This is a genomic window from Nitrosospira sp. Nsp11, assembly GCF_900142705.1.
In the GTDB taxonomy this organism is placed as follows: domain Bacteria; phylum Pseudomonadota; class Gammaproteobacteria; order Burkholderiales; family Nitrosomonadaceae; genus Nitrosospira.
Genome location: NZ_FRBV01000005.1, coordinates 15,459 through 38,686, shown reverse-complemented (window position 1 = coordinate 38,686; position 23,228 = coordinate 15,459). Strand labels below are relative to the sequence as shown.

Sequence of the window (23,228 nt, the reverse complement as noted above, 5' to 3'; positions counted from 1 at the left end):
ATGTTACAATATTTCAGTTTCGTGCTAGCTCATTAACTTATGAAGCATGGAAGGATACATAGGAATAATATCAAAATATTAGTCGACGTTATTTCCGCTGAAACCATCTTCGAGGAACAAAGAATGTTAGTAGCGGGTCGTTATGGTAGTTTTGAAATTCCCGACGAAAAGGATTTGGTTGCAAATTCACTTCGTCTTTACGGGGAGTGGGCGCAAACAGAGATCGATGCGCTAGGCAATTTCATCGAAGAAGGCAGTGTTGTCGTCGATGTCGGTGCATTTATCGGAACACATTCGAGAGCGTTCTCAGGCATAGTTGGCACGAGTGGTAAAGTTTATGCTTTCGAGCCGAATAGTTCGATATATCTTCTTCTTGAAGAAAACGCAAAAAAAGCTTCGTTGCGTAACATTATTACTCTCCCGTTTGCCCTTGGGGCACGAGGATGCAAAATGTGTATTGCCAACGAACCTTATCACAACAACCAAGGCGCAACTCACCTAGATACTCCAAGTGACATAAATGATCAGAAAGGTGTTGAAGTAAAGCTATTGGACTCGTTTGATATAGGCCCTATCGATTTCATAAAAGTAGATGTAGAAGGAATGGAATTGGAGGTGCTTATGGGAGGTGAAGAAGCTATCAATAATCATACTCCCACTATCTTTTTGGAAGTTAATTCTCTTGAGGATTCGGCAGGAATTCTCGGATGGGCAAGGCATCGGAATTATCTTACTTATGGGCTAATAGGTGACGCCTTTAATCCCTTCAATTTTAACGGAGCCAAAAAAAATATATTTGGTCCGGCAGCGGAATGTGGCCTCCTTTTGATTCACGAAGACAATGTTGGCAAGTTTGTTGACCATATTGAACGTCTACAACTTGCAAAAGTGAGAACAATTGATGATCTAGCACTATTATTGCTGCATAAATTTCAGTATGTGGATGAGGTGCTGGCACAATCAATTGCCGCATCTAAGCTTGGGATCGGCTATTCATCGCCTGAACAAAGAAGGACCTGGTGTTTCAAATTGCACAGAAACTTTGATAAGTACCTCCTGCTCTTAAAAAGAAGGCTTTCAAGATGACATCCACGGATAAATGTGAGAGGTGCTTGTTTGCCAGTTTGAAATTACGTCTTACGAATTCACTGTAAAGTATTTTATGGTCGCGATTCCTTAGTACCTTACTGATATCTATTCTGAGCAAATAGATTGTCGAACAGCATGCCATAGGTTTTTGGCACAAACTTACCGCCGCAGGTCGTTGAAGAAACTTCCCAATCCACGCGCGTACCGATGGTAACGCAATGCCAGGAGCTCATATAGCGCGGCCGGTAACCGATGCAATCGGGCATCTGGTAGAGCGGCACGGGCACGGAAAAAGAGTAACGCCTCATTAAGCCGATGAATTTCTTCTTCATTGCAAAAGCACCCCACGGAGTCTAGCAGCCGGCTACGAGCTAACTCGTAGAATAAAACGCGCGGTCCATAGATTGCAGCACAACTCTTGCCCGGTTGGTCACGGCGTATGCCGATCTGATTGGAGCTATGTTGCCGATAGGCAATCAGCGGGGTCGATATTGCACTTAGGCGTGATGTAGTACTGATAAGTAACGAGATCCATGCGTCATGCCATGTTATTTCCGGTATTGGCAGAATGAGGTCACGATAAATGGACCGGAAAGCCATGGTCGCGCCGGTGGCTACGGGGTGCCTGAGTAATACGCCGAGCGCATCTGAGGCTGTGACCTCTGCCTGTTCCTGCTGACTGAATCCAGAGGCTTTCCAAAGGTGTTGTGCGAGCGAATGCAAGTTCTCATCCACTATATCAGCATCGGTGAATACTGCGCCTATGTTGGATGCGTTGTTAAAACGCTCCTCAATGACTGCTATCTTGTCTGGGTACCAAACATCATCCTGATCGCATAGAAAGATGATATCGCCATTACAGGCGCGAATAGCAGACTCAAAATTGCGAGTCGACCCGAGGCGTTCGCTATTTCTCTGGAATCGTACTGGAAAAGGCGCATTCTGGGCAAAACAAAGCGCGATATTCGCTGTTGCATCAGTCGAAGCATCATCAGAGATTATCAATTCATCTGGTAGCCGGGTTTGGCGTGCGATACTATCCAGTTGCTCCCGGATATAACGTTCGCCGTTATAACTTGCTAGCGCGACAGACAATGAAAGCCGTTTATTCATTTACTTGCTAAAGGTTGAGATCGTCGCCGCTACGTCCAGCACATTTTTGGGTTACGTCTGCTTCTGCAAGTGGCTATGGAAACTTGCATTATCCAATGAGATTGTTACTTTCACATTCCAACCTAAAGTGGTTGCCGTTTTTTTTCTGTCAGCACTTCATTTAATACGTCAATCACTTCCTTCGCATATCTTTGTTGAGTAAAGCGCCCTGCTGCCCATACGTGCGCAGCTGTGCCCAACCTTGCTCCTTCCTCTGGGCTCTGATATAGGCGCTGAATCTTGTCGGCAAGTTCGACATGATTGCCGGCTTCGTACAGGAGCCCTGTTTCTCCTTCATGAATCAATTCCGCGGTACCGCCGCTATTGGCTGTAGCGATAATGGGTTTACCCAAAAGCATGGCTTCCGCCGTGGCTCGTCCGAACGCTTCCCAGCGAGAGCATACCAGCACAACGTCTGCCATTCGAATATAGGGTAGGGGGTTTTCAGCATATCCGATAAATTTGACTCTCTGTTCCAGACCAAAATCGCGAACTTGCTGGCCCAGCACTTTGCGGTATCGCTTACTACCTGCCCCTACAAAAAACAGCTCCATATCGACTCCCCGGCGCACTACCTCGGCCAAGGCACGGATGGCTTCGTCCTGGCCTTTTGCAATGTGCAGCGAGCCAACGATGACACACGTAAAACATGGTTTATCAGTAGTAGCGTGATTACCTGGCGAACTTTCAATCCCGTCGCGTAATGTCACCGCCTGATAAATGACCTTTATTCTTTCCTGGTTAATATATCGGCCATAATGTTTAACCACCGCATGGGAGTTGGCGATAAAAATCGCGGAAAGCCGGTCCATCAAGCGCGCCGTGCGGCGCTCGCCCAGGTCGAATAACAGATTGGGATCCCGGTACCCGAACTCATGCAGGTGCCAGACGTGCGGACGCTTCGCCAACCGCGCGGCCAACGCTCCAGCGCCAATAGTCATTGTATTAGAACAAACCAGGTCGCATTGCCATTTGGCAATGATGTGTGCCATAGGAATCGCAAGCAATAGCGTCCTTGCTGTGCGGAGAATACGGCCTGACATCCATCGTCGTCGCGCGCCCGCCACCCAAAAAGGGTAACCAATGATTTTCCACTCGATATGCAATTGATCCAGCGCTGCCAGCAACGGACCTTTTTTTGGAACCAGTACCTTGCAATCGACGCCCTCTGCGACCAACCCCTGCAACAGTTCGAGCAGAGCGAGCTCTGCTCCATATTTTTCAGCCGTATGAGACACGAAACATACGCGCACCAAGCACTCCTATAGCGGTTTCTGCCTGTTAGAGAACTGTTCCGTTCATCTTCTGGCATTCATTAGCAATGGCCGTGGGACAAGGGACAGTCGAATGCTTCCCGAAGGAAAGCAAGAGAAAGCGTTATTAATCGGCAGTACAAACAACGCGAGAAAAAACGAAAATCAACGGCATGGAACCGAGAGATAACCCAGTTGCAATCAATCCTGATGGACATGAGGTAACAACGGCGTAACAAGAACGAGCATAGGCGGAAATCATCAATGGATTTCCTCCTGTCGGTTACACCATTGTAACCCGTGCTACCTGGACCGGGGCTAAGATCATCCCCCTTCGGTTGAGGTGACTCACTTCTCATCTCATCCAAATTTCTCGCCATCCGCAAGGCGCGCATTTCAGCAAAGTTTTCTGACCAGACGGCTTGTGATCCTGTCCCATCCACGGCCTTGATTGGCTGCGGATGGGGCAGGGGTCGATAACAGCTTGATCTGCTATCGATGTTTCGAAAGCGGCACTAACGGCTGGATTCAGGATCAGTTTTCATAAAAACGGGCCTCTCGCTGGAGCAGATCGTCGATTGTGATGCCTACCGGCAAAAAGCCGTCGAATACTGTTCCCAACCTCTTCGTCTTGAAGAATTCCATATCGGCTCTATAAGCTCTGGGCGGCAGTGGGAAATATTGGGCGCCTCTCACAAGAGCGGACGCATTTTTGATATAGAACGTAACAAACTCCTTGACTTCGGGTTTCTCTGCCGCCTTCATGTTTACATAGACGAAAATGGGGCGGGACAAAGGCCGATAGGTTCCGTCTTCCACAGTCTCGACGGAGGGAATGACTCCTTCACCTCTGCCATCATCTATGGCGACAGCTCTGACTTTCTCCTGATTTTCTACATAATATCCAAAACCGAAAAAGCCAAGCGCGTTCTTGTCGCTTGCGACGCCCTGGACCAGCACGTTGTCGTCCTCAGATGCCGTAAAGTCGCCACGGATGGATTTCGCCTTGCCGATGATGGCTTGCGAAAAATAATCAAACGTCCCGGAATTCGCATCAGCGCCGTAGAGCTTGAACGGCTCATCTGGCCATGCCGGATTTACCTGGCTCCATCTGGTGATTTTACCTTGGGCGGCGGGGCTCCATATTTTCTTCAATTCGGCGACAGTCATGGTTTTGACCCAGTTATTCTTCGGATTCACCGCCACTGTTAGTGCATCAAATGCCACCGGCAATTCGACATATTCGACGCGGGCCTTATTGCAGGCCTTCATTTCCTTTCCCAGAATGGGACGGGAAGCATTGACGATATCTATTTCACCACGGCAGAATTTCATGAAGCCGCCACTGGTACCGGAGACGCCGACCATTACTTTGATTGCATTTTTTTGGGTTGCCTGGAAATTTTCAGCCACCGCTTCGGTGATGGGATACATGGTACTCGAACCGTCAATTTTTATAATCGCATCGGCGTCTGCGAAGCCGGCAGCGCTGATTAACGCACTTGATAGAGCGGTCATGCCTAACAATTTAACGATACGTGAAATAAACATTTTTTTTCTCCCTTCGGTTAACTCGGATTAGTCGCTACACATCACCGCCTAAGGCCCTTGTTACTCCGCCCAGCGTTCATACAGTTTCATGTAAAGGGATTACAGTTTCATGTAAAGGGATGAAACGTGTGAAATGGCTCGCGAGGCGCTCGTCAACCGATAAATATCAGCGTGACATCCTCATCATGGCAGCGGTCGAGCAAAACGTCGAGAAATTCCTCTTCCCTGCCGACGTAGCCTCATCAGCAAGGCTCAGCTTGGGGTTCTCGGTGCACGTAAGCGGCAACAGAATAATTACCCTCGAATTATTCAAATATCAAAAAAGTTAACCTAATATGAATCAAGGCAGAGGAAAACCGGTTTAGTCCAGTTTAGTTCGGCACATTTGCCAGTGCTGTTTTGGAAGCGCGGGCGTTACGCTTGTCAAGGGCGATTTGCGCGGTATCGAGCGCGTCACCATGCGAAATATTCGTCCGAACCTTACCTTTGCATTTTGCTATAACGCCCTTGGCATCCCGCTTGCAGCAGTGTGTTTTATCCCGCTTTCGGTCTGTTGCTCTCACCGATGTTTGCCGTTGCGGCCATGGCGATGAGTTCGGTATCCGTGGTTACCAATGTCTTGCGGCTTAATCGCCATTAAACTATGAAAAAACGGATACTACGAAGAAATGGATGCGCTCGCCGATTTTTTACGGATTTATCGGTATGCTTGATTAATCTGGCGAAGCAGTTTGCTTATCCTATAGCCGGCAGTTGGACGGGTGGAGTGAGCTCACAAGAAAGGTGAAGCTCAGGAAGTATGAAAAATCCTTTTCAGTTATAGCGCCTGGCTGACAAATGAGCGTGATTACAGTGAAGGAATAGAGCAGCATGCCAGCGGGCACGACTGCTGCAGCCGCCCAGCCCTATCGTTTTGATCGCGCCGCTATTTTTTCTAACACTACAGAAATCGATATGAATTCACGCATATTTTTCTCAATTCTGGCTATTCTCAGCGCATTGGCCTCTTGCGCGCATATGGACCCTCATCCGATGGATATGGCTAGCGCCATCCGGAACGCTAAAACCAGAGCTGACCATCTTGCACTAGCCAGACACTATGAGGCTGTAGCGAAAGGCATGCGCTTAAAAGCGCGAGAGAGTGAAAAAAAGCTCGAGGAATACGAGATGCACCCATATTACGGCACCAGGGCTTTGGATCTGAAAGCACACTGCCGAGCCTCAATGAGTAATTATAAGCGCGCTGCAGAGGTAAACATGAGCATGGCGAAATCTCACCGCCAAATGGCCGAGCAGATGAAAAAATAGAATTTGATAACCAGCATGGAGACGATCATGAAATCACGTGTTTTTTTTACCATTCTGGGTGCTCTCGCCCTGTCGGCCTGCACGCATATCGATCCACATCCGATGGATATGAGCAGCGCTGTCCGCAGCGCCAGGACCAAAGCAGACCATAACGCGCTGGCCAGGCATTATGAAGCTGCAGCGGAAGCAATGCGTGCGCGAGCACAAGAACAGAAAAACGGCCTCGCGGAATACCGGGAGCATGGGTATTACTACGGCAGGCAAACTGAAGATCTGAGAGAGCATACCAAAGCTTTGGTGCGCGTGTACGAAGAAGCCGCAGAGGCTAACATGAGCATGGCGAAAGCGCACCGCGAGATGGCAGAGGAGGCGAGATGATGCCGTCGACAGGCTCTGCTGTTATTTGCCGGCTAATGGATTAATGAATGAAGCAGAAACAGCTTTCCCCAATCTCGTGCGTATGAGGACTGATAACATGCCAATTCTGGAGTCGATACTGACATGCCCCCGCTGCGGGTTCGTCAAACGCGAGATAATGCCGACGGACGCATGCCAATTCTATTATGAATGCACTGGTTGCCGATCTCTGCTGCGCCCCATCCCTGGCGATTGCTGTGTCTTTTGTTCTTTTGGGACTGTCAAATGCCCGCCGGTCCAGATGCAATCATGCCCCTGCGGATAACAAACAGGAAATTCAAATAAAAACCGGTGGGAATCAGGCTGGATTGTTATAGGTATTTTGTTATTGGGCGCAAGCCAGACGGCGTGCGGATGCAAGTATCGGAATGAGTGACAAGGCTCATGATTGGCGACGACCAGCAACAGAATGGCTAGCGATGCCTGCCGGAGCAGGTCATCGCTAGCCTATCGAAGCTGGCGTCGGAGCCTGATGCCTCCCCCATGAAGGACTTCGCCAGCACATCGACACCTACCCGTGTCATCGCAGCTCATGCTTTATTGCGTTAGCATATCCTGGCGCACTTTTCGGTAAAGCTACGCGATAACGCGGAATCCAAATGGAAGCTTCTACCTTGCGTTCGTCGGCTTCCTTGTTTGTCAGTTTCCTTAACTGAGCCATATCTCATGTAACAAAAAGCAGCTTCTTTTCCATTCCCGCTCTTTGCCGCCAAAATGGCGCCTACGGGTTGCGGGACGCACGCCACTGCTTCACTCGCTTTGATTGCATGACTTTATACCCGAGCAAGCTCAATAGAAGCACTGCGATCAGCGGACCTATCGCGGCACGAAAAGTTTTCGCGTAATTAACCAGTTCTACGCGCAATGGATATTGATAGCGCACGGGAGGTACCGCCTCTCCCGTAATGAATACCGTATATTCACCCTTGTCCAGGCTGGTCTCTCCCTTGATCACTCCGTCAGGGTGGTAGGTCGGACGCAAATAAGTCACTGTCTCGTCTTCTGTCTCGTGGCTCCCTTTGACGATTCGCACACCTATCGGTATGTCACGCAGCGCGGGATCTACGAGATCTACTACCAGAAAAGTATCGCCCCCCTTGGGGATTTCCGTGCAGTACTGATCGCTGGGCTCGTACTGAGGCTGGTAGGCACTTAGATGCACCATGCTGTTGTCGCCAAGCCGACGCATGCAGGTGTCTTCTTCCATGGAGACTCTTCCATGCGCAGCCACCGCACCGCTGTAAAGCGCTGCGGCGAGCACAAGAGTCGATACGCCGACCCGTATCACTTCTTTGATCATCATTGAATTACTCCTCTCTGTTTATAACGCTCGCCTCTACAATGAACTCTTCTATGAGTTACGATTTAGCAGAGGCCAAGCCATTGGCTGGCGGAAGAAACTTCACTTGCGCCAGCCGTAATGATTTTTCCGGAAAAGCCCGGATAAAGTAAAATACACTTTGAATCCTTTACAGCAGCATTAGCTGCTTTGCCGGTTTGGCAGGATAGTTTTAAGACGCTCTATATTTGCAAAAATTCGACCCGCTCGTAAGTTTATTTTATCCTGTATATGAGTTGCGCAAGGAAAGTATAATTGATTAATTGCATAGTGCAACTAAAATAACAAGTTGAGGCTGTTATGGTTAAACAAGATCAGATCAAACGCTCTTCCTGTCCGGTTAGTTGTGCGCTCGATATATTAGGCGACAAGTGGACCCTGCTTGTCATTCGCGACATCATGTTTATGCGCAAGCAGTATTTTGGGGATTTTTTGATGTCGCCGGAGAAGATCGCTTCCAATATACTTTCTGACCGGCTAAGAAAACTGGAAGAGTCTAATATCGTTTCACGCCAGCGCGATCCCGGCAATGCGCGTAGAGTGATTTATACACTTACCGAGAAAGGCCATGATCTGTCGCCCGCGATCCTGGAGTTGTTACGCTGGGGTTCGAAGCACGATCCTGCGAGTGATGCGCAAGAATTTTTGAGCCAATACCCGAATACGAGCTCGCACAATTAGTGACTGACGCAAAATCAAGCTCGCTACAGAATGCTTGGAGAGGGCATTCTGTGGCAGGGCCTTGCGAAAATCCCTCCATAAAACTTCAGTAAAATGTCCTGTTCGTTTTGGTTGCCCATTTCTTGTACTCCCGGGTAATTTATGGCCCATCAGTCGGAAAAGCATAAAATGCTCACCGGGCAGTTGTACCGGTCCCGCGATGAGTTGCTGTGCAGGGAAAGAAGGCACGCCAGAAAACTGCTGAAAACATTCAATGAAACCCTGCCGGATGACCTTGATAAACGATCGATTATTCTGCGCGAGCTATTCAGTACGCTAGGTCAGCGTGCGGTGATCGAGCCGCCTTTTTTTTGCGATTACGGCTATAACATCCACATCGGCGATAACTTCTATGCCAATTTTAACTGCGTGATGCTCGACTGCGCAGAAGTAACCATAGGCAACGATGTGTTTCTGGGTCCCAGTGTTCAGATCTATACCGCAACGCATCCACTGATGGCGGAAGAACGTAATACAGGGCTGGAAGCGGCTAAACCCATTGAAGTCGGGGATAGCGTCTGGATTGGCGGCGGTGCGATTATCAATCCTGGTTTAACGATTGGCCGAGGCACAACCATTGGATCGGGCAGCGTCGTAACCAGAAATATCCCGCCGAACGTTTTCGCTGCCGGGAACCCTTGCAAAGTAATACGGCATCTTGGCTAATGGGCATTTCTGCCGGATAAACACTTTTGAAGCCACTTTGAAGCGTTTCTTCTTATACGCCCGAAGAATCAGGAACAAGGCTGGGTAATACCGGGATTTTTATTTGCCACAGTCTAAAATTGACGGCGGCCTCATCGCCGCTTACCGCTCAGCGCGCTATCGGGTTGACCAACAGGTTGACTACGGAAGAGGCTTTGCTCCTGGCGCAATTATCCTGCGCATAGATCAGTATTCCGAACCGTTGTCGCAGCTTTTTTCCGCTTCGGGTCATCGATCTGCCGCTTTCATCACTGCTTGCAATCCGTTTGGACAAGTTCGGAGCCCCGAGATAAATCAGGAGGCTTGCGTGCATCTTTTCGGCAAACTGCGCAGCCTGGTCGGGCCAAGCCGGATTATCGAGGGTGAAGGCTTTGATCCCTGCGGGAAGTGGCCGGCGGAGAAGAGCTTTCTTGCGCTTGGGCTGGATCTCAAGGAATCGTCTGCGCTAGGGAAAGAGTTTGGCCAAAACGCTATAGTATGGGCTGGAGCTGACGCCATCCCCAGGCTGATCCTGCTCCGATGATCTCCCATATATTTTAATGATATTAGAATAAGTGATGATATCCAAAAAAAGCCTTTCAAACAGATTGTTGTAATGCTATTATAATGTTGTTTCTATCTAGCTCAACTCAGATAAAATACGAATGGAATAAAATCATGAATATCGAACGACTAAATGCGGAATACGGAATTGCCGACCAGCTCAAATTCATTGAAGGTGCGGAAGGATTCCCTTTTATCAAAATAGATAACGTCAAGGCAAGCGCTCTGGTCTCTATCTACGGAGGCCAAGTCTTGTCCTTTCAGCCCGCCAATGAGCCGCATAACCTGATGTTTCTCAGCGAAGCTGCATATTATCAGGCGGGTAAGAGCATCAAGGGCGGAGCACCGATCTGCTGGCCCTGGTTCGGGCCGGACCCTAAGCAACGGGGACGCCCAGCCCATGGTTTTGTGCGAAACCGGCTTTGGAATGTGATAGAAACCGAAGTCACCGCAAATGGGGAATGCAAAATTACACTGGGTCTGGCAGATACACCCGAAACACAGGCGATATGGCCACATTCATTCAAACTTTCTCTGGAAATTACTGTTGGAGAATCGCTGAACCTGGAATTAATTACGCACAATCCGACAACCCATACGTTTCACGTAACTCAGGCTTTGCACACTTACTTCAAAGTAGGGCATATCGATCAGGTGGCGATATCGGGTCTGGAGGGAATCAAGTATATCGATAAAACCGATAACGGCCTTCAAAAGCTCCAGGCGGGCCCGGTAACGATCGATACGGAAGTTGACCGTATCTATGAGGACACACACGGCGAGGTACTGATTGATGATGCTGCCTTCGGCCGGAGGATTCGAATCACATCCACAGGGAGCAAAACCGCGGTAGTGTGGAACCCGTGGGAAAAAATATCAGCTGAAATGGACGACCTGAAAGATGACGATTACGAGCGCTTTGTGTGCGTTGAAACCGCCAATGCGGGCGTGGATATTATGGAAGTGGCTTCAGGCAGTGAAGTGCGATTGGCGGCAAACTATCGAATAGAACCCCATTTGTCGGAGTTGGATAGTGAATTTCCATCTGCCGCTTAGTGAGTCAAATATTGCATACGCGTCCATAGATGGGCAGTGAGACGATTCCTTCTACTTCATGCGCTTATTTCTTCCCAAGATTTCTGTAGCCGTTTGGCGGAAACAGGGTAGGGCGTTTTCAGCTCTTGAGCAAATAGCGAGATGCGCAGCTCCTCGATTTGCCAGCGGAATCCGGCCAGGGCCGGATCGTGGATTCCGGCCTTGAGTTGCTTTTCCATCCGCTGCTCATACTGGTTCCATAGCCCGGCAATAACGGCGCCGTGGCGTGCGTCACGCTCCGGGTTGGCCGCGTATTTTTCCAGCCGCAAAACCATGCCTTTCAAATAACGCGGTAAATGTGGCAACTGCTCCCATGGGGTGGCATTTAAAAACCCTGGATAAACGAGGCTGCGCAGTTGAGCAGTCAGCTTGTCTTTCAGCTTTGGAGTACCCGATCCCGCTGCAGAAAGACTGCTCGACAATGCCTGGCATTCACCCGCGATATTTTGTACCGTCCGGATAACAGCTTCAGTCACGGCGGGTAGCCGCGCTCTCGCCCGCTGCCGCTGGGCAATAAACTCTTTTTCGGTTCGGGGCAGTGCATCGTCACCGATAAAAGCGCGGTCGGCGATGGCGTCCAGCATGTCTTCCCTGAGTAACGGGGAACTGATAAGGGTTTGCAATTGCAATACTGCCTGGCTCTGGTATCGATTTTGTCCCGACAGGTCTTTTTCCAATCGCTTCATTTGCTCCTTGAGTTCGAAGCGCAGCAGCTGCCGCACGCCTCCGCGCATATTGGCTTGTGCCGCATGGCGCGTATCGAACAAATGAATGGCTACTTTTTCCTCTCGTGTGACCAGCGCCGGATAGCCGGTCAGTTTCTTCCCGCTGCGGATAAAAGTGATTTCTTCGGGCAGGTCACCAAAATCCCAGCGTTTCACATCATCACGCTCGATCGGGCTGCGCTCGCCCGAATCGAGCTGGGCGAATGTCATCTGCGCGGCTTGGCCGAGTTGCGCCTTGAGTTGCGCGAGGTCACGGCTTATCGCCAGTTCGCGCCCCGCATCGTCCACAACGTTATAATTCATCAGCAGATGCGGCGGGGGTTTTTCGTTGTGCCACATATCGCGCGGAACAGTGATCCCCGTCTTGAACGAGATAAAATCCGCTAATGCTTCAGTCAGAGGCTTGGGTAGGGGTACAGGGGCGGAAGCCGTAACCGTTGATTCATGGCGTTCCAGGAACTGCGTTACGAAATCCGGTATCGGTATCAGCTGGCGGCGTATCTGTTTGGGCAGCGCTTTCAAATACCAGGTTATTTTTTCGCGGATCAGCCCTGGGACGAGATTGTCGAACCGGGCAGCCTGAAGCTTGTTGAGCAGCGGTAACGGTACGGTAAGGGTGACGCCATCCAATAGATGCCCCGGCTCGAAGCGATAGGCAAACTGCAGCCGTACACCATCCACGACCATACTATCGGGAAAACGCTCTTCCGTAACGTTGCCCGCCTCATGACGCATCAGGTATTCCCTGGTGAGATAGAGCAGGCGCAGGTTTTCCCGCTCGGCCTGCCTGCGCCATTTTTCGAATGTCGCGCCGTTGCATACCCCGTCAGGGATGAGATCGTCGTAAAACGCAACTATCTCTGCTTCATCCACGAGCACATCCGGGCGGCGTGTCTTGTGCTCCAGCGCTGCCACCTCGGCGATAAGTTTGCGGTTATGCTGATAAAACGGCGCCTGGGTCAGGTATTCGCCCGCCACCAGCGCCGAGCGTATAAAAATTTCACGCGCTTCCTTTGGGTTGATTGCGCCGTAATAAATCCGCCGCTTCGGTATGATCGTCAAGCCGTACAGTGTTATGCGCTCGAATGCCGATACCTGTGCCGGTGTCTTCTCCCAATGGGGATCGAAATAGTGCTTCTTGCACAGCCTGCCTGCAATTTTTTCTACCCAAAGGGGATCGATCCTGGCCACGCTACGTGCGTAGAGCTTCCTGGTTTCGGTCAGTTCGGCAGCCATTACCCATTTAGGTTTGGCTTTTTTGAGCACTGAACCCGGAAAAATCGAAAACTTGATGGCGCGCGCTCCCAGATACTCGCCATCCTCGTCGGCCTTGAAGCCGATATTGCCCAGCAACCCCGCCAGAAGTGCGCGATGAATTTCGTCATAACTCGCGGGAATTTCGTTTGGTCTCAGCCCGAATTCGGCCACCAGCGTATGTAGCTGACCATGAATTTCACGCCACTCCCGCATTCTGCGGTGGGATAAAAAATTTTCCCGGCACTGCTCCATGAGCTTGCGATTGGATTTTTTATGCTTCAACAATTCATCGAAGAAATCCCACAGCTTCAGGTAGCCGATGAAGTCGGACCGCTCATCCTGAAAGCGCTGATGTGCCCTGTCGGCGGCCTCTTGCTGCTCGAACGGCCGGTCGCGGGGATCTTGTATGCTCAAGCCGGACGCAATGATCAGCACTTCGCTCAGGCTGTTCTCTTCTTTGCCAGCCAGGATCATGCGTGCAATCTTGGGATCGATAGGAAACCTGGCCAATCGCCAGCCTATGCTGGTCAACGAATTGCTGTCGTCTACTGCGCCGAGTTCCGCCAGTAACTGGTAGCCATCCGCGATCATTCGCGGCAGGGGCGGATCAAGGAACGGAAAATTCTGCACTTCTCCAATTTTGAGAGACTTCATGCGCAAAATCACGGCTGCCAGCGATGAGCGCAGGATTTCCGGATCGGTAAATTCCGGACGCGCAAGGTAATCCTCTTCCGAATAAAGACGAATGCAGATACCGCTCATTACGCGGCCACAACGCCCCGCCCGTTGGTTGGCGGAAGCCCGCGAAATTTTCTCGACCTGTAATTGCTCCACTTTGTTGCGATAACTATAGCGATTGAGCCGCGCAAATCCTGTATCGATCACATAGCGAATGCCGGGAACGGTGAGCGAAGTTTCGGCTACATTGGTAGCCAACACGACACGTCTCAAATTGCTGCCGCCGGGCTTGAACACCCGCTCCTGCTCGGCATAGGACAATCGCGCGAACAACGGCAGAATTTCCATACCGGATATGGCGGCGCTACTGCCGGGCCTGCTTATGCCATGCTTGCGCAGCGCCTCGGCAGTCTCGCGGATTTCCCGCTCGCCAGGGAGGAATATCAACACATCGCCCGTATCGGAGCCGGAAATCTCATCCAATGCGTTCAGGATGGATTGTTCAATATCGTCTTCTTCCTTATCCTCATTCTGGGCTTCATCTTTACTTCGATTTTTCGCCTGATATTCGGGATCAATGGCGCCGTGCGACTGAATCGGCCGGTAGCGCACTTCCACTGGGTACATTCTGCCCGAGACTTCGACTACCGGCGCATCATCGAAGTGGGCTGAAAAACGTTGCGCGTTAATGGTGGCGGAAGTGATGATCAGCTTCAGATCAGGTCTCGCAGGTAGCAATTGCTTGAGATAGCCGAGCAAAAAATCAATATTGAGGCTGCGTTCATGTGCCTCATCAATGATGATAGTGTCGTAAGCCAGCAGGAAATGGTCACCTTGGGTTTCCGCCAGGAGAATTCCATCGGTCATGAGCTTGATATAAGTTTCCGAACTCACCTTGTCGGAAAAGCGCACCTTATAGCCTACCGCGCGTCCCAGCGGACTCTTGAGTTCCGAAGCGATGCGGGCTGCTACTGTGCGCGCCGCAATGCGCCGAGGCTGCGTATGACCGATCATGCCGGCAGCCCCCCGCCCGAGTTCAAGGCAAATTTTGGGTAGCTGCGTGGTCTTGCCCGAGCCGGTCTCACCGCACACAATTACCACCTGGTTTTCCCGGATCGCGCGCGCTATCTCATGGCGTCGCGCAACCACAGGCAGATCTTCCGGATAGACCGGCCTAGGCAGGTTGGCAAGACGCCGCGCAGCATCAATCACAGAAATGGCAGGAAGTTTTTTCATCAGCGGGTTGTTCAAGAGAAGACACGTATTTTAACGCAGCGGAAGGAACGGGTACGAAACGCTGGATGGGGCAGCGGAAAGCGATTTATTCTTGATTTCTCATTCTCGTCAGCTATGTTTAAAAAGGGGTGGTAAGTCGATCGGCCGCACCCGATAGAATAGTACGTGTAAATATATGTCTACGTTATACCGGGCAAATGGCTTGTGATGAGGCGACTGGCATGCCAATTACCTGAACCACTATAGATAAGGTAGCATGACCGAACTATTTACGCTTCGATGAGCTGCTAAAGGTCGGTCCTGATTTCCGATGAGCTGGCGATTCTTTCCGAACTGTCCAGGCCAACCTGAAAAGATCAGCCGGCCGAGCATGGAGTGCCGTCTTGTCGACGTTATCGAAGCGAAGCGATGTTTATATAAGGCATTCATTTTTTATCCAGGAAAAATCCAACATGCGGGCTGCCATTCAGTTTATCCATCCGGACAGGAAACTGGCTATCCTCACCAAACTGCTGGGCATCATTCAAGGTATCGGTAATTTGCGGCAGCATATCCTGGCGCATGGCGTATTACTGGACAAATTGAATAAAAACGATCGGGAGATATTAAAAAACGCGCTGATAAAACTGGGCTATTCGAGTTATATAGCCACGGACAGTTCCATTCGCCTGCTGATCGCCAATGGTGAATTACGGACCTTGTTTGGGCTGGTGATGCCAATCGGACGTCGACAAAACGACTTTGCGGAAATTTTTTGGGAACGCGGTTTTACTATTGAGAATCTTCCAACCCATCAAGCCGAGGACCTGAAAAAACGGCTTGAGACCATTGCTACCGTTGTTATTGCACCCGACATCCCGCAGCCATATATTTACACCGTTTGCGGCCAGGTCAGCCAGGCAGACGGCACCCCGATCAGCACCGTCGGCTTTACCGCGCGCGCTTTCGATGCGCTGTCGCCAACAAATATTGTCCCACGCGGAAATACGGTTGCGCTTCAGACCAATGGAAATTATCGCATTGATTTTGCCTGGCAGTCAGACGGCAGAAAAGGGCCCAATCTACTCGTTCACATCTTTGATCCGGAAGGAAATGTCGTTGCGGAAGGTAGAAAAACCGCAGCGGCTATCCAGGAATTCCTCGACATCACGGTCCCCCACTTCACACCTGAAACTTATGCGCTGACAATAGCGGTTAAAAACTATGCAACAGATGCTTCTTTGCCAGGGGTACAGGTTGACGCCGTATTCCAGATTAATGGCCAGCAACTGATTCGCTCAGGCACGACAGATGCCGACGGCGTAACTTTTATCCCGGTTGATGAATATTTTTTCGGTGCGGGACATACTGTCGAGGTTCTGTTCCGGGTTCATCAGGATGATCAAGCGCTCGATACCGATACCTTTATCGAAAACCTTCTACCTGGAAACCAGGAGGTGGAAATCCTGGTTACGTTGCCGAAACCCGGGGGGGAGTTGCGTATTGTCCGAGGTACGGTTCGGCAGACGGATGGCTTCCCTTTGCCGGATGTCATCGTACGGGCGTTCGATCGTGATATCCGGACAGAGACATTACTTGGACAGGCAATTGCCGATACCCAAGGGTTCTATGAGATTGCTTATACCACCGGCCAACTGCGCCGGCCAGAAAAAGTGCGAGCTGATCTGATCGTTCGCGCATTCGAACCAGAGGGGAAGGGGGACGAAATCGCTGTGTCGGGTATTATATTCAACGTTTCGCCGCAGCAAACTGTCGATCTTGAGGTTGACCTGGAAAAATTTCGTGGACCGTCGGAGTACGAGCGATATCTTGCCGAGCTGCAACCGCTGGTTGAAAGCGTGCCAATTCACGAATTAACGAAGGAGGATCTGTATTTCCTGGGCGGTAAAACAGGCATTTCACCTAAACAGCTGAATTATTTGCGGCTGGATGCGCAATTGTCATTTCAACGGATGCTGTTACCCGCGGTAACCTACGGTCTTTTTCGCCAGGGGCTTCCGGCGGACTTGGGCCGCTTGTTGATGGAGAAGCCGTTGCGCCTACAGGAAGCACTTAAGGCATCGCTGGCGCAGAACATCGTTCCGGCGTCAATAGCTCCCCAAATTGATCAGGTTATTGAGCAGCTTTTATCCCTTAATGATTCGCTGGGCTTTGAGCTGGAGCTGGAGGCGAAGGCCAAGCAAGGTGCGGTCAGCTGAAGATGATGCCCGGGCATTTGAGCTTGCTGTACAAAACCGTGGAAATGTATGCTTGTTGCAATCGCCTGGATTCCCGCGTTCGTTGGAATGATGGCATTTATCGGCCTGCGGTCTATAGTGATATATCACCTTATCCGCGATAAGTTTCTAAATCATGTCCAGAAGTCGTCGCACTAAACGAGTTTTATCTGTTTTGCTGCTTATCGTGGGCGGCATACTGATGTTCCTGGCGCCGGAAAACATCTGGATCGGCGCCATTCTTTTCATGCTTGGTCTCGCCATGGAAATAGCAGGACTGGTGCTCAGGCGCAACAAATAACGAAATAAAAAGCGGTAATTGTTGCTATGTCGCGTTGGCGTTGATAGACAATCTCTTGGGTGCTGCGATCCCGGGTTGCAGGCCGCAGTCATCGCGAGGTCATTGATTAAATTCGGGTAAATTTAGCGGTCATAAAAAAACCCGAAAACGGACGGGCCGGGTTCGGGTTTAGAGTTTCCGCTTACAAAGGAGGGATCACTTATCCAACGGCTCCATGATAAAACTATCAGAAATAAAGTCAAGTATTTTTGCGACCTGTCCCGATCAGAGAAATCAGACCAGGACAGGTCGATTTGTATCGATCAGCCGAAAAAATTAGGTCTCTTCCCTTCTTTAAATCAAGGCGCGGCGCCGGATCAGCAGACCTAATACCCCAAGCCCAACGAGCATCATTGCATAGGTTGATGGCTCCGGAACCGGTGTCAGAACGCCAAACAACCCGTGGGCTTCTTCATTGGGCCCAGCAGTGAAATACAACAGGTGGCTGCTCCCGGCCATCATATCGTTTCCAGGGGAAAGTGCCCATAATCCATCGACCGCCAGCGGTCTATTGCTGGCATCGAGCACTTGTCCAAGAAACGCGTGAGTATTCGGGTCGTAAATGTTTATGTGGCCGTCGCCGAAATTACCCACCAGCAGGTCGCCTGCCATCGGGCCGAACGATGACGGCGCGGTAGCTACTGCCCATGGCGCGTTTAATGTTCCGCCTGACGCAACCCGCTCCGCAAAGTCGCCATTCAGGTTATATCTGTCGACAAAACCCAGTCCCAAGCCTGCGACTTCATCCTCCTTCGCTACATCCTGCAAGGCATAGGTAACATAGAGCGAGCCGTTGAGATTTTGAACATTGAAAGGAGCATATCCCGCGGGAAGGCTCGGGTCCGTGAATGAGCCTGTCAACGCTGGCGCTGAGGTAGTGCCCTTGTAGACATCCACGGTGCCGGCTTTGAAGTTGGCTGCATACAGATAATCCTGTCCCGCAACGCTACCAATGGCTGCGCCCTTGTAAATATTATCCGTTGAGGCCGGGGCGATGGTTTCGGCATTTATCAATCCGGTTGTACCCAGCGCCGGGCGCCAACCGGAAACACTGCCGTTTTCACTGACGAACAGAAAACGATTGCCATTGAATGATGCGGTGCTGTTGAACACTTGCCCGGTAACACCGCCGCCAGGGATCGAAACTGTCAACTGTAGCTTGGCAGTAGCGTGTGTTGCCGGGTCCACGCTATATAAAGGCGATGTTCCAGCACCATTCGAGGAGACCCAGAACGGACCGTTGGGCGCGTATGCCATCCCCCATGCATTCTTGAGGCCGGGATCGGTAAGTTGTGCGGGATTTAACGCCTGATTATCGGTCACAAGACCGGTTGCCGTGAATGGAACAGCCCAGGCAGGGATAGAGAGTAAAGATATTACTACCCCTGCTGTGAGTGAAGGCAAAAAGGATCGAACTTGTCGCATGATATTTCCCCTGAAATAATTATAAGAACTCGATGCCACGCTAGTTTGTTCCCTCTCTATCCTTCTCTACCCCGTTCTGTCCCTTACTTTTTTTCTCTTGAAAAGAAAAGCTTACGGCTTATAGAATCGACGCTGCGTAAAACTACCCTTGACCGCTTGGGGCCAGCCTTTTCCGGGATGAGAGGCTAGTTCTCATTTAACATAGCCTGTGTGATGAAATTGTTGTTTTACTGTAAAAGCTTTGTGAAATTTCAATCCGGTTACTTTTCGAAAGGCAATTTCGATAGCTTCCATGGAGTTCTTGCGCAACTTGTTTCATAATGAAGCGAATGAAGCGCCGAAACCAGTGCGAAACCAATGCTCGAATAAAACTTGTGCTCGAAGCGGGTTATTTTTTTCCCTTAGGCACGTCCAACCCAGCCTATGCCCGGTCTCAACCTGCTGCGACCTCCACTGCGATCGGCCTCTCGGGCAAAGGTATGAGCTGGCTTGGCAAACACGCTCTTTCCCGTCAATTCCCGGCAGCAGGCCGAATTGCCGGACGGGGAGATCGATATGACCAGGTTTTCAGCCCTCGAGGTACGAAAGCCTGTTCCAGGCACCAGAACTGTTGTCCCAAGGCCTGCCTATGGGCTTGAAAGTCTTTGTCACCGGAGCCGGCGGTTATCTCGGAAATGTGCTGGTTGCTTATCTGGCAAATATGCCAGAGGTCGAGCATATAACCGGGTTGATCAACAACACATTGCCGCCGGCGCCTCTCTCGCCTAAAGTAAATCTCGTCAAGATGGATATCCGTTCACCTGAACTGGCGAGCGTAATGGCCGGGCATGAGGTCGTTGTACACACTGCGTTCCTTGTACAGTGGATCTCCAGAATGCCAGCGGCAGTTCGCGATGACATCAATTTAAGAGGCACGTGGAATCTGGCTCAAGCGGCGGTCGAAAGCTATGCTCAAAAGGTTATCTATGCCAGCAGTATCTCGGCATACGATCCCATCCTGGTACAAGGAACAGATGACGTAAAAGAAGAATTTCCTACCGGAAAAGGCGATTCCTCCATGTATTACTGGAACAATAAGGCGATTGCGGAGAAGATACTGACGGAGATTCTGGAGCCTTCCGGGATCATATTGACCTCGCTCCGCCTCAGCTACATCATTGGCCCGCGCAACCGCATTACGGTGGCGGGATTTCGCGAGAACGCGGCAAATTTTCCGGGCCGCGATCCCCGCGCGCAATTTGTGCATGAAGAGGATGTGGCTGAGGCTTTTGGGCAAGCAGTGCGTGCCGATATGCCGGGTGTCTTTAACGCTGTTCCAGACGGCAACATCCGGCTCAGTGAAGTCTATGAAATTATCGGTGCAAAGCCCATAACCGTCCCATTATGGCTGGCGCACCTGATAACATTCGTTCGCTGGCAATATCTCGGTTCACCCGTACACCCATCCTGGATCCGGTCAGCTTTGGTGGATGCGACCTTGAGTAACGCAAAACTGAAAGCCGCGGGATGGCGCCCGCGTTACAGCAGCAGGGATGCCATCATCGGCGCCATCGAGAAATAACGATTTTTTTAATCCGTGATTTTATTCGGGAAATGCAGCGGGAGAGCTTGCTCAGGCCCTCAAAGAACCATAACCGTGGGTACACGGTCAAAGGTTGTAATGACCGAAGGAGAAGGAGGATCCCATGAATCGACGCGCTGTACTGCAAAGTCTCGCCACGCTGGCCGGGCTGCCGTTGATTTCGGCATGCTCAAACAGCAAAACCTCGGTAAATACGTCAACTGCGATAACGGTAAAACCTCTGAACAAACCGCATGAAGATTGGCGCGGCCTGGTTTCGCCCGCCGCTTATAAGGTATTGTTTGAAGAAGATACGGAGCCGCCGGGCAGTAGCGCGCTAAATCGTGAAGACCGGGAAGGTACCTTTATTTGCGCCGCGTGCTATCTGCCGCTGTTCGATAGTGCGAACAAATATGAAAGCGGCACGGGATGGCCCAGTTTCACCCAGCCCATTGCGGGTCATATGGAAACGAGGCGCGATTTCAAAATGATTCTGCCGCGCACGGAGTACCATTGCGCGCGTTGCGGAGGTCACCAGGGCCATGTATTTAAAGATGGACCCCTTCCCAGGGGAGAGCGTTGGTGCAACAACGGGTTGGCGCTCCGGTTCGTGCTGAAGGGTGAACAGCTGCCGCCACTCAGAGGTTGATTTACCCCAGCCAGACTATGTTCAAGCCATTTACATTTTACGCCATGCCTCGCGCCCAGCCTTTCCGCCGGGTGTTCGAGGCCATGGTGATGGGCATGATGCTGATCATGTCAGCCGCATGCGAACAGCCGGGCGCGCACATCAACTCCTCGGCCGCCAGCCCATCAGCGAGTCAGCATGCCGGTTCGCCCGCCGGATCTTCCGTTACGGACATCGCCATTTTCGCTGGCGGTTGCTTCTGGTGTACGGAAGCGGATTTCGACAAGGTCCACGGTGTAATATCCACCACATCCGGCTATATCGGTGGCAAGGTGGCAAACCCAACTTATAAGCAGGTGTCTTCAGGAAAAACTGGCCACATTGAAGCAGTGCAGGTGCGCTTCGATCCTGAAAAGACCAGTTTCGCCAAGCTGCTGATTGCATTCTGGCCGACGATCGACCCCCTCACTCCCAATGGGCAGTTCTGTGACGAGGGCTCGCAATATCGCAGCGCAATCTTTTATCGTAATGCCGATCAAAAGCGACAGGCCGAGGCATCCAAAGCCGAGCTCGGAGCCTCTGGTCGTTTTACGCAACCTATCGTGACCGAGATTTTGCCCGCCACGGAATTTTACCCGGCAGAGGAATATCATCAGGATTATTACAAAAAAAATCCGGTCCGCTATTCTTATTACCGTAACGGCTGTGGCCGTGATGCGCGTCTAGCCCAGGTATGGGGTATTCGCAAATAGTCAGGGGCAGGTATCGAGGAAAATGCCCACACGCCGCACTGCGCTATGTTTATTGTCGCCTTATACTTTTTAGACTCACTTCAAAGGCTCGGTTGCACGCTGCGTGCCCGCAAGCTTTTACCTCCCGGATTCCTGGAATAACGGGCAATTCTCCCCTCATTTTCCTACCCTGCTTTGCGGGATCAGACGAGTGGGTTTCTATTAGGGGTGTCCACAGAACGCTAGTGCACGGCGTTCAAAGCTGGGCCGGATGCCGGGTTCGGAGTCAAGCCTGTATTCGGACGACTGCTCCCATCGCGCCTCTCCCTGAGCTCCGTGGTATCCAAATCCATGATGCGGGGATCTTTAGCCGCGTTGTCGTCGGCTTGTAGATATTGCGTTTCGGGTTCTCTGGTTTTTACCTTGGTTCCTTTCTGGTCTTTCACCTTCGAGGCCTTGGCCTTCTTCGCAGGCTGCGTCTTTGCATCTTTACGGCCTTCGGCTGTATCCTGCGGATTCTTTGAAATATCGGCGGTATGGTGCTGGGCCTTGAGATTGGCGCTCATGGCCATATAGTTGCGATACTCATTCTGCATCTGGGAGTGGAACTGCGAATATTGAGTACTGTAGGTACTCCGCGCGCTTTCCAGTTGCCGTAGTTTTGTTTCCAGCTGGCGTCGGTTTTGGGAATTATCTTTTGCTTCGACAGTTTTTACTGCCAGCGAGACCTCCTGGATTTTTTGATTCAGTTGCTTGAATAACTGAGCCATACTATTGGCAGCGTGACTGTATCGCCGGTGGTATAACTCCAATTTCTCGAAATCGGTCAGCGGTTCACCGATAGGGCGCGAAGTTGTCTCGGACATATCATTTGCCGCCGACTCCTGCTCCACCTGTCCTGCGAAAGCATTGGGCAAGGATAGTCCCAAAGCCAAAGCAATCATGGCTGCGTATTGCGTCCATAAGCTCTTTATGTGCCGTTTCATGGATGAACTCCTGGATATGTTGGTTTTGTTGAATATGATGGTATACCTGTTTAACGCGGGACTCCAATTTCTGGTGCTTATCGTTTAGTGATTGGTTTTGGCTTTGGGTTCGATGAACTCAGGATATCAGTCAAGGCTATTACCGTATGCGAGTATAAGTTAAACTTCGTGGTGAATAATGATGCGGGACAAAAATGGAAAGCAGTTTTCTAATACACCAGCCTCTAATACACCGATCGTCCGCCTGACCAGAAATCCCAAGAATGACAGTTT

At 50.9% G+C, this 23,228-nt stretch carries 20 protein-coding genes and 1 pseudogene; 14 read left to right on the top strand and 7 right to left on the bottom strand.

The window, feature by feature from the left end; genetic code table 11:
- Positions 1-123: 123 nt before the first annotated feature.
- The gene (locus BUA28_RS07730) at positions 124-1,086 is read left to right on the top strand and encodes an FkbM family methyltransferase (RefSeq protein WP_072767542.1); all 963 of its coding nucleotides are present in this window, start codon (positions 124-126) and stop codon (positions 1,084-1,086) included.
- A gap of 162 nt (positions 1,087-1,248) precedes the next feature.
- Here BUA28_RS07730 and BUA28_RS07725 read toward each other — a convergent pair whose 3' ends face one another.
- The 3 genes from BUA28_RS07725 to BUA28_RS07715 all read right to left on the bottom strand — a co-directional run bounded on the left by BUA28_RS07725 (position 1,249) and on the right by BUA28_RS07715 (position 5,045).
- A complete protein-coding gene (locus tag BUA28_RS07725) occupies positions 1,249-2,202 on the bottom strand; it encodes a glycosyltransferase family 2 protein (RefSeq protein WP_072767541.1) in 954 nt (317 codons plus the stop codon).
- A 122-nt stretch (positions 2,203-2,324) separates the two neighbouring features.
- Positions 2,325-3,494, bottom strand: coding sequence for a glycosyltransferase family 4 protein (locus BUA28_RS07720; protein ID WP_072767710.1), 1,170 nt, complete (start codon positions 3,492-3,494; stop codon positions 2,325-2,327).
- Positions 3,495-4,028: 534 nt separating this feature from the next.
- Positions 4,029-5,045: a PstS family phosphate ABC transporter substrate-binding protein gene (locus BUA28_RS07715; protein ID WP_072767540.1), complete on the bottom strand. Its 1,017-nt coding sequence runs from the start codon at positions 5,043-5,045 to the stop codon at positions 4,029-4,031.
- 404 nt (positions 5,046-5,449) lie between these two features.
- On the opposite strand from BUA28_RS07715, the pseudogene BUA28_RS16255 reads away from it, so the two are divergent.
- The 4 genes and pseudogenes from BUA28_RS16255 to BUA28_RS16250 form a co-directional block, all read left to right on the top strand.
- Positions 5,450-5,685 (top strand): annotated as a pseudogene (locus BUA28_RS16255) (heavy metal translocating P-type ATPase); the annotation flags it as partial.
- A 230-nt stretch (positions 5,686-5,915) separates the two neighbouring features.
- Positions 5,916-6,353 carry a hypothetical protein gene (locus BUA28_RS07700; protein ID WP_256598265.1) on the top strand — a complete coding sequence of 146 codons (438 nt, stop codon included), beginning with the start codon at positions 5,916-5,918 and terminating at the stop codon, positions 6,351-6,353.
- A gap of 27 nt (positions 6,354-6,380) precedes the next feature.
- Positions 6,381-6,731, top strand: coding sequence for a hypothetical protein (locus BUA28_RS07695; protein ID WP_072767708.1), 351 nt, complete (start codon positions 6,381-6,383; stop codon positions 6,729-6,731).
- A 97-nt stretch (positions 6,732-6,828) separates the two neighbouring features.
- On the top strand, positions 6,829-7,035 hold the full coding sequence (locus BUA28_RS16250) for a GDCCVxC domain-containing (seleno)protein (protein WP_072767707.1): 207 nt from the start codon (positions 6,829-6,831) through the stop codon (positions 7,033-7,035).
- 456 nt (positions 7,036-7,491) lie between these two features.
- On the opposite strand, the gene BUA28_RS07685 is transcribed toward BUA28_RS16250, so the two are convergent.
- Positions 7,492-8,070, bottom strand: coding sequence for a hypothetical protein (locus BUA28_RS07685; RefSeq protein WP_072767706.1), 579 nt, complete (start codon positions 8,068-8,070; stop codon positions 7,492-7,494).
- Between the two features lie 339 nt (positions 8,071-8,409).
- On the opposite strand from BUA28_RS07685, the gene BUA28_RS07680 reads away from it, so the two are divergent.
- The 4 genes from BUA28_RS07680 to BUA28_RS07665 all read left to right on the top strand — a co-directional run bounded on the left by BUA28_RS07680 (position 8,410) and on the right by BUA28_RS07665 (position 11,133).
- Complete coding sequence (locus BUA28_RS07680) at positions 8,410-8,790, top strand: winged helix-turn-helix transcriptional regulator (protein ID WP_072767538.1); 381 nt, start codon at positions 8,410-8,412, stop codon at positions 8,788-8,790.
- A 141-nt stretch (positions 8,791-8,931) separates the two neighbouring features.
- Positions 8,932-9,495: a sugar O-acetyltransferase gene (locus tag BUA28_RS07675; RefSeq protein WP_072767537.1), complete on the top strand. Its 564-nt coding sequence runs from the start codon at positions 8,932-8,934 to the stop codon at positions 9,493-9,495.
- Between the two features lie 103 nt (positions 9,496-9,598).
- Complete coding sequence (locus BUA28_RS07670; protein ID WP_072767536.1) at positions 9,599-10,057, top strand: DUF3293 domain-containing protein; 459 nt, start codon at positions 9,599-9,601, stop codon at positions 10,055-10,057.
- Between the two features lie 134 nt (positions 10,058-10,191).
- The gene (locus BUA28_RS07665; protein WP_072767535.1) at positions 10,192-11,133 is read left to right on the top strand and encodes a D-hexose-6-phosphate mutarotase; all 942 of its coding nucleotides are present in this window, start codon (positions 10,192-10,194) and stop codon (positions 11,131-11,133) included.
- Positions 11,134-11,189: 56 nt separating this feature from the next.
- On the opposite strand, the gene hrpA is transcribed toward BUA28_RS07665, so the two are convergent.
- Positions 11,190-15,068: an ATP-dependent RNA helicase HrpA gene (gene hrpA, locus BUA28_RS07660; protein ID WP_072767534.1), complete on the bottom strand. Its 3,879-nt coding sequence runs from the start codon at positions 15,066-15,068 to the stop codon at positions 11,190-11,192.
- 452 nt (positions 15,069-15,520) lie between these two features.
- Between hrpA and BUA28_RS07655 the strand changes: the two genes are divergently transcribed.
- Together BUA28_RS07655 and BUA28_RS15855 are read left to right on the top strand one after the other, a co-directional pair.
- Positions 15,521-17,266 carry a hypothetical protein gene (locus BUA28_RS07655; RefSeq protein WP_072767533.1) on the top strand — a complete coding sequence of 582 codons (1,746 nt, stop codon included), beginning with the start codon at positions 15,521-15,523 and terminating at the stop codon, positions 17,264-17,266.
- Positions 17,267-17,420: 154 nt separating this feature from the next.
- On the top strand, positions 17,421-17,585 hold the full coding sequence (locus BUA28_RS15855; protein WP_178297949.1) for a hypothetical protein: 165 nt from the start codon (positions 17,421-17,423) through the stop codon (positions 17,583-17,585).
- A 333-nt stretch (positions 17,586-17,918) separates the two neighbouring features.
- Here the strand turns inward: BUA28_RS15855 and BUA28_RS07650 are convergent, their stop codons facing one another.
- Positions 17,919-19,049, bottom strand: coding sequence for a TIGR03118 family protein (locus BUA28_RS07650; protein ID WP_072767532.1), 1,131 nt, complete (start codon positions 19,047-19,049; stop codon positions 17,919-17,921).
- Between the two features lie 628 nt (positions 19,050-19,677).
- Here BUA28_RS07650 and BUA28_RS07645 point away from each other — a divergent pair.
- The 3 genes from BUA28_RS07645 to msrA all read left to right on the top strand — a co-directional run bounded on the left by BUA28_RS07645 (position 19,678) and on the right by msrA (position 21,990).
- Positions 19,678-20,610 (top strand): NAD-dependent epimerase/dehydratase family protein, encoded by a 933-nt coding sequence (locus tag BUA28_RS07645; protein ID WP_072767531.1) that lies wholly within the window; start codon positions 19,678-19,680, stop codon positions 20,608-20,610.
- Positions 20,611-20,734: 124 nt separating this feature from the next.
- On the top strand, positions 20,735-21,259 hold the full coding sequence (msrB, locus tag BUA28_RS07640) for a peptide-methionine (R)-S-oxide reductase MsrB (protein ID WP_072767530.1): 525 nt from the start codon (positions 20,735-20,737) through the stop codon (positions 21,257-21,259).
- Positions 21,260-21,276: 17 nt separating this feature from the next.
- Entirely contained in the window at positions 21,277-21,990 is a 714-nt protein-coding gene (msrA, locus tag BUA28_RS07635) for a peptide-methionine (S)-S-oxide reductase MsrA (protein WP_256598264.1), read from the top strand.
- A 221-nt stretch (positions 21,991-22,211) separates the two neighbouring features.
- Here msrA and BUA28_RS07630 read toward each other — a convergent pair whose 3' ends face one another.
- Positions 22,212-22,955, bottom strand: a complete 744-nt coding sequence (locus BUA28_RS07630; protein ID WP_143148464.1) for a hypothetical protein — start codon at positions 22,953-22,955, stop codon at positions 22,212-22,214.
- Positions 22,956-23,228 lie beyond the last annotated feature (273 nt).